At 60.0% G+C, this 15957-nt stretch carries 14 protein-coding genes; 4 read left to right on the top strand and 10 right to left on the bottom strand.

Annotated elements, in window-relative coordinates:
• Nucleotides 1–11 precede the first annotated feature (11 nt).
• From rseP to rpsB, 8 genes are all read right to left on the bottom strand, one after another.
• A complete protein-coding gene (rseP, locus tag PHS32_RS10675) occupies nucleotides 12–1373 on the bottom strand; it encodes an RIP metalloprotease RseP (protein WP_301078962.1) in 1362 nt (453 codons plus the stop codon).
• Nucleotides 1374–1388: 15 nt separating this feature from the next.
• Nucleotides 1389–2603, bottom strand: a complete 1215-nt coding sequence (ispC, locus tag PHS32_RS10680) for a 1-deoxy-D-xylulose-5-phosphate reductoisomerase (RefSeq protein WP_301078932.1) — start codon at nucleotides 2601–2603, stop codon at nucleotides 1389–1391.
• 8 nt (nucleotides 2604–2611) lie between these two features.
• Nucleotides 2612–3457, bottom strand: a complete 846-nt coding sequence (locus PHS32_RS10685; RefSeq protein WP_301078933.1) for a phosphatidate cytidylyltransferase — start codon at nucleotides 3455–3457, stop codon at nucleotides 2612–2614.
• Between the two features lie 9 nt (nucleotides 3458–3466).
• Nucleotides 3467–4189 (bottom strand): polyprenyl diphosphate synthase, encoded by a 723-nt coding sequence (gene uppS / locus PHS32_RS10690; protein ID WP_301078934.1) that lies wholly within the window; start codon nucleotides 4187–4189, stop codon nucleotides 3467–3469.
• An 81-nt stretch (nucleotides 4190–4270) separates the two neighbouring features.
• Complete coding sequence (frr, locus tag PHS32_RS10695; protein WP_301078935.1) at nucleotides 4271–4831, bottom strand: ribosome recycling factor; 561 nt, start codon at nucleotides 4829–4831, stop codon at nucleotides 4271–4273.
• Nucleotides 4832–4891: 60 nt separating this feature from the next.
• Nucleotides 4892–5614: a UMP kinase gene (pyrH, locus tag PHS32_RS10700; protein WP_301078937.1), complete on the bottom strand. Its 723-nt coding sequence runs from the start codon at nucleotides 5612–5614 to the stop codon at nucleotides 4892–4894.
• A 118-nt stretch (nucleotides 5615–5732) separates the two neighbouring features.
• Nucleotides 5733–6656, bottom strand: a complete 924-nt coding sequence (tsf, locus tag PHS32_RS10705; protein WP_301078938.1) for a translation elongation factor Ts — start codon at nucleotides 6654–6656, stop codon at nucleotides 5733–5735.
• 88 nt (nucleotides 6657–6744) lie between these two features.
• The gene (rpsB, locus tag PHS32_RS10710; RefSeq protein WP_301078939.1) at nucleotides 6745–7497 is read right to left on the bottom strand and encodes a 30S ribosomal protein S2; all 753 of its coding nucleotides are present in this window, start codon (nucleotides 7495–7497) and stop codon (nucleotides 6745–6747) included.
• Between the two features lie 183 nt (nucleotides 7498–7680).
• Here rpsB and PHS32_RS10715 point away from each other — a divergent pair, with 183 nt between their 5' ends.
• The 4 genes from PHS32_RS10715 to PHS32_RS10730 all read left to right on the top strand — a co-directional run bounded on the left by PHS32_RS10715 (nucleotide 7681) and on the right by PHS32_RS10730 (nucleotide 12801).
• Entirely contained in the window at nucleotides 7681–9012 is a 1332-nt protein-coding gene (locus PHS32_RS10715; protein WP_301078940.1) for an amidase, read from the top strand.
• 48 nt (nucleotides 9013–9060) lie between these two features.
• On the top strand, nucleotides 9061–10314 hold the full coding sequence (locus PHS32_RS10720; RefSeq protein WP_301078941.1) for a D-amino acid dehydrogenase: 1254 nt from the start codon (nucleotides 9061–9063) through the stop codon (nucleotides 10312–10314).
• 140 nt (nucleotides 10315–10454) lie between these two features.
• Nucleotides 10455–11342 carry an MBL fold metallo-hydrolase gene (locus tag PHS32_RS10725; RefSeq protein WP_301078942.1) on the top strand — a complete coding sequence of 296 codons (888 nt, stop codon included), beginning with the start codon at nucleotides 10455–10457 and terminating at the stop codon, nucleotides 11340–11342.
• 4 nt (nucleotides 11343–11346) lie between these two features.
• Nucleotides 11347–12801, top strand: coding sequence for an NAD(P)H-hydrate dehydratase (locus PHS32_RS10730; RefSeq protein ID WP_301078943.1), 1455 nt, complete (start codon nucleotides 11347–11349; stop codon nucleotides 12799–12801).
• Between the two features lie 56 nt (nucleotides 12802–12857).
• Here the strand turns inward: PHS32_RS10730 and PHS32_RS10735 are convergent, their stop codons facing one another.
• Together PHS32_RS10735 and rnr are read right to left on the bottom strand one after the other, a co-directional pair.
• The gene (locus tag PHS32_RS10735) at nucleotides 12858–13616 is read right to left on the bottom strand and encodes an SDR family oxidoreductase (RefSeq protein ID WP_301078944.1); all 759 of its coding nucleotides are present in this window, start codon (nucleotides 13614–13616) and stop codon (nucleotides 12858–12860) included.
• A 37-nt stretch (nucleotides 13617–13653) separates the two neighbouring features.
• On the bottom strand, nucleotides 13654–15957 hold the full coding sequence (rnr, locus tag PHS32_RS10740; RefSeq protein ID WP_301078963.1) for a ribonuclease R: 2304 nt from the start codon (nucleotides 15955–15957) through the stop codon (nucleotides 13654–13656).

Below are 15957 nucleotides of genomic sequence, written 5' to 3' on the forward strand. Positions count from 1 at the left end.
ACACCAGAAATCTAGCCAAACAGACGGTTGATATCGTTGAAAATAGCGATCGACATCATGACCAACAGAACCGCAACACCACCCTGCTGCAAGCGCTCCATCCAAGCGTCAGAGACCGGCTTGCCGGTAATCCCCTCCCAAAGATAATACATCAGGTGACCACCATCCAAAACCGGCAGCGGCAGCAGATTCAAAACTCCCAGACTGACGCTGATCAGGGCCAGAAACAAAAGGTACTGCGTCAACCCCATGCCGGCCGACTTGCCGGCATAGTCTGCGATTGTCAAGGGACCGCTGAGGTTCTTCAGGGAAGCCTCTCCGACCAGCATTTTCCCCATCATTCTGAGCGTCAATAGCGACACGTCCCAACTGCGCACCAAGCCCTGCCACAAACCGTCCGCAACGCCATACCGGACCAGCACCAGCTCCGGCATGGCGCCGACATAAGCACCAATTCTGCCGATCAAAACCCCACCCTCCTGCTGCTGATCCGGCTTGACAGTCAGTTCCAGCTCGGTTGTGCCACGACTGATTTTCCAGACCGCCGAAGCAGCCCCTCCCGGAGCGACCGAAGCCCGGATCACCTGCCGCAGTTGCTGTCCGTCGAGCACCGGAGTCGAGCCCACTTGCCGTACCAGATCACCCTCCCGCAGCCCGGCTCGGTCGGCTGCGGCGCCGGCCATGACAGGGCCGATCACCGGCCGGGTAAAAGGCCCCACAACGCCGATCTTGTGGAACAACTCAAGATTTGCCTCACTGGCATCGAGTTCGCTCAATCTCAGCAAAACCTCATCACTGCGGGAGCCTGTCGGCGTCAGCAGCAAGCGCACATCCTGTTTTTCGAGGGCGCCGCGGGTCAGCAACCAGCGAAGCTCTTCAAACGATTGAAGGTCCCGCGGTTCGGCGCCGACAAACCCACCGCGTGCAACCCTCTCGCCGCCGATCAATCCGGCGCGTGCCGCGACGGATCCGGCCTCGGGACTGGCCAAGACGGCGGCCGGTTGTTGTACCCCGCTCCAATTCACCAGTGTGTACAACAGGGCGGCCAGCAACAGGTTGGCCAATGGGCCAGCCGCCACAATGGCCACGCGCGAACGCAGGGGCTGGAAGTTGAACGCCAGGTGCCGCTCCGCGTCGGCAACCGGGGCTTCGCGCTGGTCCAGCATTTTCACGTACCCGCCGAGAGGGAAAGCGCCGACGACAAACTCGGTTGACGAGCCCTTGGGCTGCCAGCGGATCAGGGGTCTTCCGAAGCCGATGGAGAAACGCAACACCTTGACGCCGCAGGCCACGGCCATTCGGTAGTGGCCAAATTCGTGGACCGCGATCAACAGTCCGAGGGCGAGCAAAAAAGCGGCTAGGGTCAGCATGATCGCTTCAGCGCAGCCTTATCTGGCACCAACGCGGCCAAGCACGCTCTGGGCGGCCTGGCGTGTCTGCAGATCCAGAGCCAACAGATCATCCAAGGAGCGCGGACTGGCCACGCTGACGGCGGCCAGCGTTTCCAGATTCACGACATGAATTTGATCGAAACGAATGCGCCCGTCCAGAAAAGCGGCAACCGCCACTTCATTGGCAGCGTTCAATACCGCAGTCGTACCGGAAGGGGCTTTCAGTACCGACCACGCCAGTTTCAAACCGGGAAAGCGTTGCTCGTGTCCCAGTGAGTCGAGCGACTCGAAAGTCATGTCCTGCATGGCCCTGAAATCGAGCGCGCTGGCACCGGACGCGATGCGGTCCGGCCACGCCAGCCCATAGGCAATGGGAACTTTCATGTCGGGCGTACCGAGTTGCGCCACCACCGAGTTGTCCTTGTACTGCACCATCGAATGGATGACGCTCTGCGGGTGAATCACAACTTCTATTTGATCCGGACTGACGCCAAACAGAAAGTGGGCCTCGATGACTTCCAGCGCCTTGTTCATCATGGTGGCCGAATCAACGGAAATTTTGCGTCCCATCACCCAGTTGGGGTGAGCACAGGCCTGCTGCGGCGTCACATCGCGCAAGGTAGACACTTCGCGCTGTCGAAACGGCCCCCCGGAAGCCGTCAGAATGATTTTGTCGATCTGCTTCGACCAGACAGCGGCATCGTCCGGCAGGGACTGAAACACGGCTGAATGCTCGCTGTCAATCGGTAGCAGTTTGGCCCCACCTTGGGTCACCGCTTGCATGAAGTAGTCGCCACCTACCACCAGGGCTTCCTTGTTGGCCAGCAGCAAGCGCTTGCCGGCCCGTGCCGCGCCCAGACACGACGCGAGTCCGGCCGCGCCAACGATCGCGGCCATCACGGCATCGACCAGTTCGTGCGCCGCGATCATGCTGATTGCTGCTGCCCCCCACAGAACCCGGGTCGTCAAGTTGAGCTCGCGGCACTTCTGCTCCAGCGCGCGGCCATGCGGTTCGCTGGCCATGACGGCAAACACCGGCTTGAACCGAACACACTGCTGCAACATCAAATCGATTTGCGTTGCAGCGCTCAGGGCAAACACTTCGAACCGCTGCGGATGCCGCGCAATCACATCCAGGGTGCTGACGCCGATGGACCCGGTGGATCCCAGTATGGCGATACGTTGTTTCGACGCCTCTGCAATATCAGTCATCGATACCTTCACACAGAATAAAGCAACATCGCCAATGGCAGCGTGGGCAACAAGGCGTCAACCCGGTCCAGCACGCCACCATGACCCGGCAGCAGCCCGCTGCTGTCTTTCACGCCGGCACTGCGCTTGACCAGCGACTCGACCAAATCGCCCACCACACTCATCGCCGCCAGGAACACCACCGCCAGCAACAACCAGAGCGCGCCACGGCGGCCGAGATGACTGTACAAACTGGGAACCGCAACGCCCCAGGCGGCATCAATCCAGCGCCAGGCCAACGCCAGTGCGACGACGCCCAGCATGCCGCCCCAGACGCCTTCCCAGCTTTTGCCGGGGCTGATGCCTGGTGCCAGCTTGCGGCGACTGAAACGCCCTCCGAAAGTGCGCCCCGCGAAATAGGCGAAGATGTCCGCCACCCACACCAGCAGCAGGATGGAAAGCAGAAAATTGATACCAATTACCCGCGCCTGAGCCACCGCCAGCCAAGCCAACCATAGCGCCACCAGACCCGTCAGCAGACGCAGTGTCCGTGGCTGACCTGACCACATCGAAACACCGCGACGCAACACCCATGCTCCGGCCAGTACCCAGATGGCGCCGGCCAAGATCCATAACCAAGTCAAACTCTGCTCCAGCGCGCCGAGCAACCAGGTGGCCAAGCAAACCAGGGCACTGGCAAGACCGCACAGCAGCGACGCGCTCCGGCCATAGCCATTGAGACGAGCCCACTCCCATGCAGCCGCGGCAATCAACACCAAGGCAAGCCCGCAAAACGGTAGCGGGGAGCCGTAAAACATTGCCGGCAGCAGGATGAGCAACAGCACAAGAGCCGTGATGACGCGCTGTTTCAGCATCGAATTTCCTTAAGCCCTGGCGGGCGGCAAGGTTTTTGCAACAAGTTGATCCGAAGTTTTGCCAAACCGTCTTTCACGTTGAGCAAACGACTGAATGGCCAAATCAAGCTCCGCTTCATCAAACTCGGGCCACAACTTGTCGCTGAAATAGAACTCCGAGTAGGCCGACTGCCAGAGCAGGAAATTACTGATGCGCTGCTCCCCGCCGGTACGAATGACCAGATCGGGATCAGCCACATGCGCCATCGCCATGGCGCTGCTCAACGACGTTTCATTGATCGGTTCACCTTGGGCAGCCAACTTCGCCGCCGCTTGCACAATGTCCCAGCGGCCCCCGTAATTGAAACAGATATTGAAAATCATGCGTGAATTGGCCGCTGTCGCCAATTCCGCCTGTTCGATGCCAGCCACCACCTTGGCCGATAAACCGGCACGTTCCCCAATGAAGTGCAACTGAACACCGTCCGCCTTGAGTTTGGGAACCTCCCTGGCAAGCGCCATGGTGAAGAGGGTCATCAGTCCCGACACCTCTTCAGCCGGTCGATTCCAGTTTTCTGAAGAAAAGGCGAATACGGTCAGCACCCCGACACCCCGTTGCGCGCAGGCCTTGACGCAGCGGCGCAGTGAAACAACCCCTTGCTTGTGACCGGCCACACGCGGCAGACAGCGCCTGGACGCCCAGCGCCCGTTGCCGTCCATGACGATCGCAATGTGGTGAGGTACCGGGGTCATGGCATGCAATGGGAACAACTCAGTACCTGCCGATCGGGCTTGAACCGTAATCGGAGAAATGAAAAGCCTGCAGGCGACAACCTAGACCGCCATGATGTCGTGCTCTTTGGCCACAACAAGCTGGTCGATGGCAACAATATGCCGGTCCGTCACCTTCTGGATTTCCGCTTCGGAGCGCTTTTGGTCGTCTTCAGAAGCGGTCTTCTCCTTAACCGCTTTCTTGACGGCTTCGTTGGCGTCACGCCGCAGATTGCGGACAGCGATCTTGGCAGTTTCGCCCTCGTGCCGGACGACTTTGGTGAGTTCCTTGCGGCGCTCTTCCGACATGGCAGGCATCGGGACACGTATCAAATCGCCCATGGACGAAGGGTTCAGTCCCAGATCGCTGTCACGAATCGCTTTTTCAATCTTGGGACCCATGCCCTTTTCCCACGGCTGAACACTGATGGTACGGGCATCCAGCAACGACACGTTGGCCACCTGGCTGATCGGCAGCATGGCACCGTAATACTCGATGTGGACTGAATCGAGCAACGCCGGATTGGCCCGTCCGGTGCGAATCTTGCTCAGGTTATTCTTGAAAGCACTGATGGATTGGTCCATCTTGACTTCGATCGCCTGTCTTATCTCGGTAATCGGCACGATTTTCTCCTTACACGACTGCTCGCAAAGTGCACTCTGCGCAGCGTAATTTTGACACAGTCAGGCGTACACCAGTGTGCCTTCATCTTCACCCATCACGACCCGTTTGAGAGCGCCATGCTTGAAAATGGAAAACACTTTGACCGGCAACTTTTGATCACGGCACAAGGCAAATGCGGTGGCATCCATGATGCCCAAATTTTGCGCCATCGCCTCGTCGAACGAGATTTTGCTGTAGCGGGTGGCGTGTGAATTTCTTTTCGGATCGGCCGTGTAAACGCCATCAACCTTGGTTGCCTTCAACACGATTTCCGCGCCTATTTCAGCGCCGCGCAAAGCCGCCGCGGTATCGGTTGTGAAAAAAGGGTTGCCGGTGCCGGCCGCAAAAATGACGACCTTGCCTTCTTCCAGGTATTGCAGGGCTTTCGGTCTGACATAGGGTTCGACCACCTGTTCGATGGCAATCGCCGACATGACGCGCGCCGTCAGGCCCGCCTTGTTCATGGTATCGCCCAGCGCCAGCGCGTTCATGACGGTGGCCAACATGCCCATGTAATCAGCGGTGGCCCGGTCCATGCCGACCGAACCACCCGCCACCCCGCGGAAAATATTACCGCCGCCAATCACCACCGCCACTTCGACACCCAGGCGGGTGACCTCGGCCACCTCCTCCACCATGCGGACAATGGTATCCCGGTTGATGCCAAACTGATCATCCCCCATCAAGGCCTCACCTGACAGCTTGAGCAGAATACGCTTGTAGGCTGGTTGGGTGACGGACATGATGTACTCCTTGATATGGCGATTATTGTGATCTGGGTGAATCCAAACTCTGCGCTATCGTCGCGATCCAGGTTTGAAGCAAGGGGGCGGGAACCGGTTATCGGCAGCTTCCCGTGGCTCAGCTTGACTGCTTGGCGGCGGCCACCTGGGCGGCAACTTCAGCGGCGAAATCGTCGGTCCTCTTCTCGATGCCTTCGCCCACCACATACAAGGTAAAGCTCTTCACCGTGGTCCCGGTCGCCTTGAGCATCTGCTCGACGGTCTGCTTGTCGTTCTTCACGAATGACTGGTTGAACAGCGACACTTCCTTCAGGTATTTTTGCACGCCACCTTCGATACGCTTGGCGACAATCTCGGCCGACTGAACCGGTTTGCCGGCGGCAGTGGCAACCGCCGCGTCCTCCGCCGCCTTGGCGGCCGCCACCGAGCGCTCCCGGGCTACCAGTTCGGCCGGCACATCGGCGCTGGACAAAGCCACCGGCTTCATTGCCGCCACGTGCATGGCCACATCCTTGGCTGCCACCTCATTGCCTTCAAACTCAACCACAACCCCGATACGCGTGCCATGCAGATAAGAGGCGAGCTTGTTACCCGCAGCGAAACGCTTGAAGCGGCGGAAACTCATGTTTTCACCGATCTTGCCAATCAAACCCTTGCGCACGTCTTCCAGCGTCGGACCAAAGCCGTCCTGGGTGTAGGGCAGCAGTCCCAGAGCAGCCACGTCGGGCGGGTTGTTCTTTGCAATCAGTTGCACGGCCGCGTTGGCGAGGGCCAGGAAACTGTCATTTTTGGTGACGAAGTCGGTTTCACAGTTGACCTCGAGCAGGGCACCGACATCGGCAGCGATGCAGCAGGTGACCACGCCTTCCGCGGTAATGCGCCCAGCCGCCTTGCCGGCCTTGGTGCCGAGTTTGACCCGCAGCAACTCTTCTGCCTTGGCCATGTCGCCTTGCGCCTCGGTCAGCGCGCGTTTGCATTCCATCATGGGCGCGTCGGTCTTGCCACGCAGTTCAGCAACCATGCTCGCGGTAATTGCAGCCATCTTGATTCTCCGTACTCAGTTCAGTAAATAAAATTTTTGACTAAAAAAAAGGGGCACAGAAGCCCCCTCTCCTGGGGTTGTCGACAACTCAGGCGGAAGCGTCGTCCACTTCAACGAATTCGTCGGCACTCTCGGCCGCAATCGCCTTGACGACATCGTCGACCATATTGGTGCGGCCTTCAATGATCGCATCGGCGATACCGCGTGCATACAGGACCACCGCCTTGGACGAATCATCGTTGCCAGGAATAACGTAATCAATGCCTTCGGGCGAATGGTTGGTGTCAACCACCGCAATCAGCGGAATACCGAGCTTCTTGGCTTCGGCAATCGCAATTTTGTGGAAACCCACATCAATGACAAAGATTGCATCTGGCAGAACCGACATATCCTGAATTCCACCAATGTCCCGCTCCAGCTTGGCGAGCTCACGGGCAAACATCAACTGTTCTTTTTTACTCAGACTGTCCAGACCGGCTTCATGCTGAATCTTCATGTCCTTGAGGCGCTTGATCGAAGTCTTGACGGTCTTGAAGTTGGTCAGCATGCCACCCAGCCAACGCTGGTCGACATAAGGGACTCCCGCTCGCCGGGCTTCCTCGGCCACGGTTTCACGCGCCTGACGCTTGGTGCCCACCATCAGCACAGTGCCGCGCTTGGCGGCAATTTGGCGCACAAACTTGGCTGCCTCCTGGAACATCGGCAGCGATTTTTCCAGGTTGATGATGTGGATCTTGTTGCGATGGCCGAAAATGAACGGCGCCATCTTGGGGTTCCAGAAGCGGGTTTGGTGACCGAAATGGACACCGGCTTCCAGCATTTCGCGCATGGTAACTGACATGATTAATTCCAAAGGTTGGGTCTAAAATCCAGTTCGTACTTGCATCTTCTGCTTGATGGGCAAGAATCAACTTGCCCGCAAAAGCCACAACACCTTGATGAAACTGGTTTGCTGATTTGTTTGCCAAACAGTCATTCGACCACTCAGCAAAACCCGATAATTCTAGCACAGGCCTACCTCCAGATGTTTCCCGACCTCCACTCCACGCTGCGCAAATTGCGCGGCGGCCAGACCCTAGCCGAGACAGAAATGGAGCGCGCCATCGAGATCGCGCAATCGGCCTGCTGCCAGTATGTTTTTCTCAAGCCCATGTTCGACGAGGCACGCAGCGTCGCCCGTATCCCGGAGAACCGGAAAAAACCGTTGGCCGGGTTGGCGGTCTCCATCAAGGATCTGTTCGACGTCGCCGGACAAACGACTGCCGCGGGCTCCATGGCGCTGCAAGATGCCGCAGTCGCGACACAAGACAGTCCGGCGGTGGCCCGCCTGCGCCAGGCAGGCGCCGCCTTCATAGGTCGCACCAACATGGTCGAGTTTGCCTTCTCGGGCGTGGGCGTCAATCCGCACTTTGGCACCCCGGCCAACGCCTGCGCCACCGATCTGCCACGCATCCCCGGCGGTTCCTCGTCGGGCGCCGCGGTGTCGGTGGCAACCGGCGCCGCCTTTATTGGATTGGGGTCGGACACCGGCGGCTCGATCCGGATTCCGGCCGCGCTCAACGGCATTGTCGGCTTCAAGAATACCGCCAGACTGGTACCGACTGCCGGTGCCCTGCCGCTGTCAAGCACGCTGGATACCGTTTGCGCCCTCACCCGCAGCGTGCCGGACGCGATACTGGCCCATGAACTGCTATCCCGGCGCCAGGTGACGCGCAACAGCGCTCCGCTTTCGGCCTACCGCCTGGGTGTGGCCAGTACCCAGATGCTCGACGGCCTGGACGCCACGGTGGCCGGGGCTTGGCAGCGCACCCTCGATACCCTGCGCAAGGCAGGCGCCCGCATTGACGAACTGGCGCTATCGGAAATCAACGAACTGCAACAAATTCAGGCCAGCGGCGGTTTTTCGGCAGCCGAGAGCTACGCCTGGCACCGCCACTTGCTGGCGCAAAAAGCCGAGTCCTACGACCCCCGCGTTGCCGCCCGCATTCAGCGTGGTGCATTGATGAGCGCTTGCGATTACATAGAGTTGATCAACGCCCGGCGCAATTGGATCGAGAAAATGGAGGCAGCGATGCAGGGTTTCGACGCCATCCTGTCGCCCACCGTTCCCCTTGTGGCGCCGCCCCTGGCGGAAGTAGCACCCGGGCTAGAGCGCGACGCAAGATTTTTTCAGATCAACACCCTGCTGCTGCGAAACACCAGCGTGATTAACATGCTGGACGGTTGCGCGATCTCGATACCCTGCCAGGCGGTCGGCGAGTTGCCGGTCGGCTTAATGGTCTGGGCCGGCGCCATGCATGACGACCCAGTTCTCAACATAGCATTTCAAATCGAACAATTGCTGGAACAGCAATAAGACTTGGCTTGGCCGAGCCGACCCAGCCAAGTCTTGACAAAGGGATACATGAGGATTGCAGTCATTGGTGCCGGCATTGTCGGTGTCACCACAGCCTACGAGTTGGCCTGCGATGGCCACCAAGTCACCGTCTTCGAGCGCCGCGGGGCCGCCGCCGAGGAAGCCAGCTTTGCCAATGCTGGCGTCGTGGCCCCTGGCTACGTGACACCTTGGGCAGCACCCGGCATGCCGATCAAGGTCATCGGGCATCTGTTTAGCCGCTACGCACCCGTCAAAATAAGCTTGCCGCTGTCGGGCCGCGAGTTGGCGTGGATGTGGAAGTGGTATCGCGCCTGCAAACTCGACACCTACCTGGCGCACCGTACCCAATTGCAACGATTGGCCTTTTACAGCCGGGAGCGGCTGCACCACATCGCAGCCGACCTCAAGCTGGTCTACCAACGCAGCGACGGCTACATGGTGCTGCTGCGATCCCAGCGCGACAGCAAACTGGTTCAGCCAGGGTTGCAGGTACTGCGTGACGCCGGCGTGAGTTTCCAGGAAATCAGCCCCGCGCAAGCGCGCAAAATCGAAACCGCGCTCAATCCGGACACGGATTTTTTTGGCGCCGTCCATTTGCCCGACGACGAAGTCGGAAACTGCCGCCAGTTTGCCTTGTTGCTGAAAAACGAAGCGCAGCGCAGAGGTGTTGAGTTTTCCTTCAACACCAGCGTCACGCGCATCAACGGTGGCCACCAGGTGGTGCTTGGCCTGGCGGGCGAAGAGGCGCCGCGTCAGTACGACGCGGCCGTGATCTGCGCCGGTCTGGACTCGGCCCGACTGCTTCAACCCTTGGGTCTGAAGACCGGGCTGGCAGCGGTCCACGGCTATTCGATCAGCGCTGCCATTCGCGAACCGCTCAACGCGCCGCGCAGCGCGGTCATGGACGAGCGCTACAAAGTCGCCATTTCACGTCTTGGCAACCGCGTCCGGGTCGCTGGCAGCGCCGAACTCGGTGGAGCACCGGACCGCAAACGGGCCAGCTCCCTGCAAACCCTGTACAAGGTACTGCACGACTGGTTTCCAGGTGCGGCCAACCTGACCGGCAGCGTGCAGGAGTGGAAAGGTGCGCGGCCGATGCTGCCGGACGGACCGCCACTCATTGGCGCCAGCGGCATTGCCGGCCTCTGGCTAAACCTGGGTCATGGCTCCAGCGGCTGGGCTCTGAGCTGCGGCTCGGCCAGAGTCCTGGCCGACCTGGTGAGTGGCAGGAAACCCGACCTGGATATCACCGGCCTTGATGCTGGACGACTCCGCGCATAATCTGGACCCCATGTGTTGACACAGTGCAGTGTTGACGGACAATGCAAGCCGTGAGCCCGATCTCCCCGAATTGAGTACTGTTCTTTGATGTCACCCGTGTAGAGAGAAGCCAAAATATTTTCATAATTTGAGGACCAGAGATGAAAGTTAAATTTTGGGGTGTGCGGGGTTCCATTGCTTCACCCGGACCGAACACCGTGCGCTACGGTGGCAACACCACCTGCATCGAAATTCGCACCGACAACAATGAGCTGTTCATCATCGATGCCGGCACCGGCATCTTTCCGCTGTCCCAGACCCTGCTGGCTGAAATGCCGTTGACGGCCAACGTTCTTATCTCCCACTCTCACTGGGACCACATTCAGGGCTTGCCCTTTTTTGCCCCCAACTTTATTCCCGGCAACCTGCTGCGGCTGCATGGTGCGTTTGACCCGGTTTCCGGCAAGGGCGTGGAGCAAGTCATGTCGGTGCAGCTGCAGTACAGTTATTTTCCGGTGCGCGAAGCCGAGATGAAAGCCCGCATCGAGTACGTCACGCTGGCGCCCGAGAAAAGCGTCCAGATCGGCTCCGCCACGATCACCCCGTACCTGATGAACCATCCGGTCATCAATTTCGGCTACCGGATTGAAGCCAATGGGAAATCGGTTTTTTTCACCGGCGATCACGAGCCGCCGCAGAATATTTATGAGCCCGGCGATGAAGAGTATGACGAGTACCAGTTCGTGGTCGACCAGAAAACAGAAGGCATCCTGCACGCCATGCGAGGGGTGGACGTACTGATTGCAGACTGTTCCTACACGGAGCAGGAATACCCTGCCAAGAGAGGCTGGGGCCATGGCACTTTCAACTCCAGCATCAACTACGCGGTAAAAGCCGGTGCCAAAGTACTGTTCTGCACGCACCATGAGCCGACCCGCACCGACAACGCCCTGGACACGGTGTTTCAGCAAGTGCTGGCTGAGAACCCGCCACAAGCCGGTGGCCCGGACTATCGACTGGCACGCGAGGGTGAAAGCTACGAGTTTTAAGTCTGTGCACAAGATCGACTTCAGCTTGCGCCGTGCCTTGCACAGCATTGACGCAACGCGTCGTATCGAACAGGCCGCCCAGTCCGCGCTGCCACCCCATACGCTGATGCAACGTGCCGGGCTGGCGGTGGCCCGACTGGCGCTGGCGATCGCACCGCACAGCCAACGCATCTGGATTGCTTGTGGCCCCGGAAACAATGGTGGCGATGGGCTTGAAGCGGCCCCGCACCTCCAGCGCCAGGGCAAATTGGTGGTTGTGACCTGGCTGGGCCACCCTGAAAAGGCGCCTGCGGATGCCGCCGCATCCTACCAGCGTGCGGTGGTGGCAGGGGTCAAGTTCGCCGAGACCCCGCCGCTCAACTGCGACTTGTGCATCGACGCCCTGCTGGGCATCGGTGCCGCCCGCGCCCCAGAAGGCCGCATGGCAGACTGGATCGGGTTGCTCAACGATGGCAACGCCCCCGTGCTCGCCGTCGATACGCCGACCGGGCTACAGGCCGACACCGGCGTCCTGGCACAGCACTGCGTCAAGGCACAACACAGCTTGAGCCTGCTGACGCTTAAACCGGGATTGTTCACCGCCCATGGGCGCGACGTCGCCGGAACCGTGTGGCTGGATCAGTTGGAGGTCGCACATGAAACCTCCGCTAACCGGGAAATCAGCGCGCCCACCGCCTGGCTGGCTGGCGCACCGGGTGCAGTGCCGCGCCTTCATGCCTCGCACAAAGGCAGCTATGGCGACCTGGCAGTGATCGGCGGCGCAGCCGGCATGACCGGTGCGGCCTTGCTGGCCGCATCGGCCGCCCTGCATGCGGGCGCGGGACGGGTCTTGGTGGCGCTGCTCGATGGCGGCACCCTGAGCGTAGATAACCGGCAGCCGGAGCTGATGTTCCGCTCGGTCGATGCGCTGGACTTCCAGGGCATGACGGTGGTATGCGGCTGTGGCGGCGGAAACGCCATCGGCGGCCCGCTGGCCAGGATATTGACGACCTCGAAGCACCTCGTCATTGATGCCGATGCGCTCAACAGGATCGCTGCCGACCCTCAATTTCAAACCCTACTCAATCTCAGAACGCGGCGTCTGGAAGCCACCGTGCTGACGCCCCACCCTCTGGAAGCCGCGCGCTTGCTGGCGTGCAGCGCGACCGACGTGCAAAACAATCGAATGGCAGCGGCCCAGCAATTGGCACTGCGCTTCAACTGCACGGTGGTGCTCAAAGGCTCAGGCACCGTCATCGCGAGCCCCGGGCAGACGCCGGTCATCAATCCGACCGGCAACGCCAAATTAGCCACCGCAGGCACGGGTGATGTACTGGCCGGCATGATTGGCGCCGCCCTGGCGGCCGGATTGCCCGCTTTTCAGGCGGCCTGCGAGGCCGTCTATCGGCACGGTCTGCGCTCCGATCAATGGCCTGATGGCGCGCCCCTGACGGCTGGAGCATTGGCCGAACTACCTTGAAACGGTGGCTTGGGCCTCAGGCGTGTACAGCCTCAGAGCCGTTGCCCATCAGGGCGTCAACCGCGGCCGGCAAACGGCATCTTGGTCGCCATCACGGTATGGAACATCACGTTGGCCTCCAGAGGCAGGTTGGCCATATAAAGCACCGATTGCCCGACGATGTTCACGTCCATCAAAGGCTCAACGGCAATCTCCCCATTGGCCTGCAGGATGCCGGTGGCCATGCGCTGCGCCATCTCGGTGGCGGCGTTGCCAACGTCGATCTGACCCACCGCAATATCGTACTTGCGACCATCGAGAGAGGCCGCCTTGGTCAACCCCTTCACCGCGTGCTTGGCTGTGGTGTAGGGACTCGAATTGGGACGCGGCGTGGTGGCGGAGATGGAGCCGTTGTTGATGATGCGCCCGCCCCGCGGGGTCTGCGCCTTCATCACCCGGAATGCCTGTTGCAGGCACAGGAACATGCCGGTGATATTGATATCCACCACGTTTTTCCACTGCGCCAGCGTCAGGTCTTCGAGTGGAATAGCGGGTGCGTTGACGCCGGCATTGTTGAAAAGCAGGTCAACCCGTCCGAAGCGCTGCACGGTGACATCGAACAAGGACTTCACCGAGTCCGCATCAGACACATCGGTCGGTAGCGCCAAGGCACGGGCTGACGACGCACCGCCAAGTGTGATCACCTCGGCCAACGGTTCGCTGCGCCGCCCGGCCAGCACCACCCGATAACCATCGCCAAGCAGCGCCAGCGTGGCGGCTTTGCCAATGCCACTGCCGGCACCCGTAACAATGGCCACTTTTGAATTCGAAGTCATATCTGCCTACTTACCTAAAATTTGCATCCCGCCGTCCTCAGGATCGACGGCGCGCCTTGCGGCCTTTGTCCTTGTTCTTGAGGGCCGCCGGTCTGGCCTCCAACTTCAGGGACTGAAGAGTTGATTTTGACACTCTGGCCAGGGGTTCTGATATTTTCCGTGGCGTGCTCCTGGCCGCAGGCGCTCCCGGTTTATCGTCGATGGCGGCACGAGCGCCACCCTCGCGCAAAAATTCCTTGTCTTTCATGGCCCGCGAAAGCAGCCCCTCACCTTCAGGAATCAACCGGAAATCAATCCTGCGACCGTCCAGATCAACCCGGCTGACCTGCACCTGAAGCCGGGTCCCAATGGCATAGCGCATGCCGGTGCGCTCGCCACGCAGTTCCTGGCGTGCCTCATCAAAGCGGTAGTACTCGCCGCCCAACTCCGTGATGTGCACCAAACCTTCAACATACATGGCATCCAGCGTCACGAAAATGCCAAAACTGGTGACCGAACTCACCACGCCACTGTATTCCTCGCCCAGGTGTTCACGCATGTACTTGCACTTGAGCCAGGCTTCAACATCGCGGCTGGCCTCGTCGGCACGGCGCTCGTTGGCACTGCAATGCATGCCGGCAGCTTGCCAGGCCTGCGTCTCGGCGCTCAACTTCCGAGGCTTCTGTCCCGTTTCGGTGAGGCGCGCGGCCAACCCTTTTTCCAGCCGCCGCGACAGTTTGGCGTGAGCTTCACCCGGTATCGGGAGCACCGGCAACTGGTACCTGGTGTTGCCTAGAATCGCCTTGATGACGCGGTGCACCAACAGATCCGGGTAACGCCGGATCGGGCTGGTGAAATGGGTGTAGGCGTCAAACGCCAGGCCAAAATGGCCCTCATTGACGGGTGTGTAGATGGCCTGCTGCATGGAGCGCAACAACATGGAGTGAATTTGCTGTGCGTCCGGACGGTCTTTGGTCGCAGCGGCAATGGCCTGAAACTCAGCGGGTGCCGGATCGTCACTGATCGTCAGCCCGACTCCAGTGGCCTTGAGGTAATTGCGAAGAATCTCTTTTTTCTCCAACGTGGGGCCCTCATGGACCCGAAACAGGCCGGCATGCTTGCTGTGGGCAATGTAGTCTGCGCTGCACACATTGGCCGCCAGCATGGCTTCTTCAATCAGCTTGTGTGCATCGTTACGGGTGCGCGGCACGATCTTCTCGATGCGACCGCCCTCGTCGCAGACAATCTGTGTCTCCACGGTCTCGAAATCGACCGCGCCACGTCGCACCCGCGACTTCAGCAAGGCTTGATAGACATCGTGCAGATTGATCAAGTCGGTGATCCGCTGTTTGCGTTTGAGCGCTTCGGGGCCGTGCGTATTGGCCAGAATCGCCGCGACCTCGTTGTAGGTGAAGCGCGCGTGGCTCCACATCACCGCCGGATAAAACTGGTAGGCGGAGACCTCCCCATCCTCGGTCACGACCATGTCGCACACCAGGCACAGGCGCTCGACTTCCGGATTCAGCGAGCACAGTCCATTGGACAACTTCTCGGGCAACATCGGAATCACGCGGCGCGGGAAGTAGACGCTGGTGGCGCGGTCATAAGCGTCGACGTCGATGGCGGAACCGGTATCCACGTAATGACTGACGTCGGCAATCGCCACCAGCAAACGCCAGCCCGGGACGGCAACTTTGCCCTTGCCGATTTTCATCGGCTCACAGTAAACCGCATCATCAAAATCGCGGGCATCCTCGCCATCAATGGTCACCAGTGGCACATCGGTCAAATCGACCCGGTGCTTCCGGTCTTGCGGACGCACCTTGTCCGGTAGGGTGCGGGCCAGGGCAATGCAGGCGTCCGAAAACTCGTGCGGCACACTGTATTTGCGCACCGCAATTTCAATCTCCATGCCCGGATCGTCCACTTCGCCCAGCACCTCGGTGACGCGCCCGACCGGCTGGCCGTACAGGACCGGCGCCTCCGTCAATTCAACCACCACCACCTGACCGGTCTTGGCGGTGCCGGTCGCGGTCTTGGGAATCAAAACGTCCTGACCATAGCGCTTGTCTTCCGGAACCATGATCCAGATGCCGCTTTCCTGCAACAAGCGGCCGATGATGGGCTGATTTGAACGCTCCAGGATTTCCAGCACACGACCCTCCGGCCTACCCCTGCGGTCGCTGCGCACAATGCGGACCCTGACGCGATCCTTGTGCAACACGGCGCGCATCTCGTTGGGCGGCAAATAGATGTCCGGTTCGCCGTCGTCGCGGGACACGAAACCGTGACCATCACGATGGCCCTGCACTATTCCTTCAACTTCATCCAGCAAGCCGCTGGTTTGGCTACTATTTTTGAT

Source organism: Rhodoferax sp. (assembly GCF_028714215.1).
GTDB lineage: Bacteria > Pseudomonadota > Gammaproteobacteria > Burkholderiales > Burkholderiaceae_C > Rhodoferax.

What these genes read in the sequence shown, in the direction of transcription:
- ispC (WP_301078932.1), bottom strand. Translation starts at nt 2,603, where the DNA reads ATGACTGATATTGCAGAGGCGTCGAAACAACGTATCGCCATACTGGGA.
- PHS32_RS10685 (WP_301078933.1), bottom strand. Translation starts at nt 3,457, where the DNA reads ATGCTGAAACAGCGCGTCATCACGGCTCTTGTGCTGTTGCTCATCCTG.
- uppS (WP_301078934.1), bottom strand. Translation starts at nt 4,189, where the DNA reads ATGACCCCGGTACCTCACCACATTGCGATCGTCATGGACGGCAACGGG.
- pyrH (WP_301078937.1), bottom strand. Translation starts at nt 5,614, where the DNA reads ATGTCCGTCACCCAACCAGCCTACAAGCGTATTCTGCTCAAGCTGTCA.
- tsf (WP_301078938.1), bottom strand. Translation starts at nt 6,656, where the DNA reads ATGGCTGCAATTACCGCGAGCATGGTTGCTGAACTGCGTGGCAAGACC.
- rpsB (WP_301078939.1), bottom strand. Translation starts at nt 7,497, where the DNA reads ATGTCAGTTACCATGCGCGAAATGCTGGAAGCCGGTGTCCATTTCGGT.
- PHS32_RS10715 (WP_301078940.1), top strand. Translation starts at nt 7,681, where the DNA reads ATGTTTCCCGACCTCCACTCCACGCTGCGCAAATTGCGCGGCGGCCAG.
- PHS32_RS10720 (WP_301078941.1), top strand. Translation starts at nt 9,061, where the DNA reads ATGAGGATTGCAGTCATTGGTGCCGGCATTGTCGGTGTCACCACAGCC.
- PHS32_RS10725 (WP_301078942.1), top strand. Translation starts at nt 10,455, where the DNA reads ATGAAAGTTAAATTTTGGGGTGTGCGGGGTTCCATTGCTTCACCCGGA.
- PHS32_RS10735 (WP_301078944.1), bottom strand. Translation starts at nt 13,616, where the DNA reads ATGACTTCGAATTCAAAAGTGGCCATTGTTACGGGTGCCGGCAGTGGC.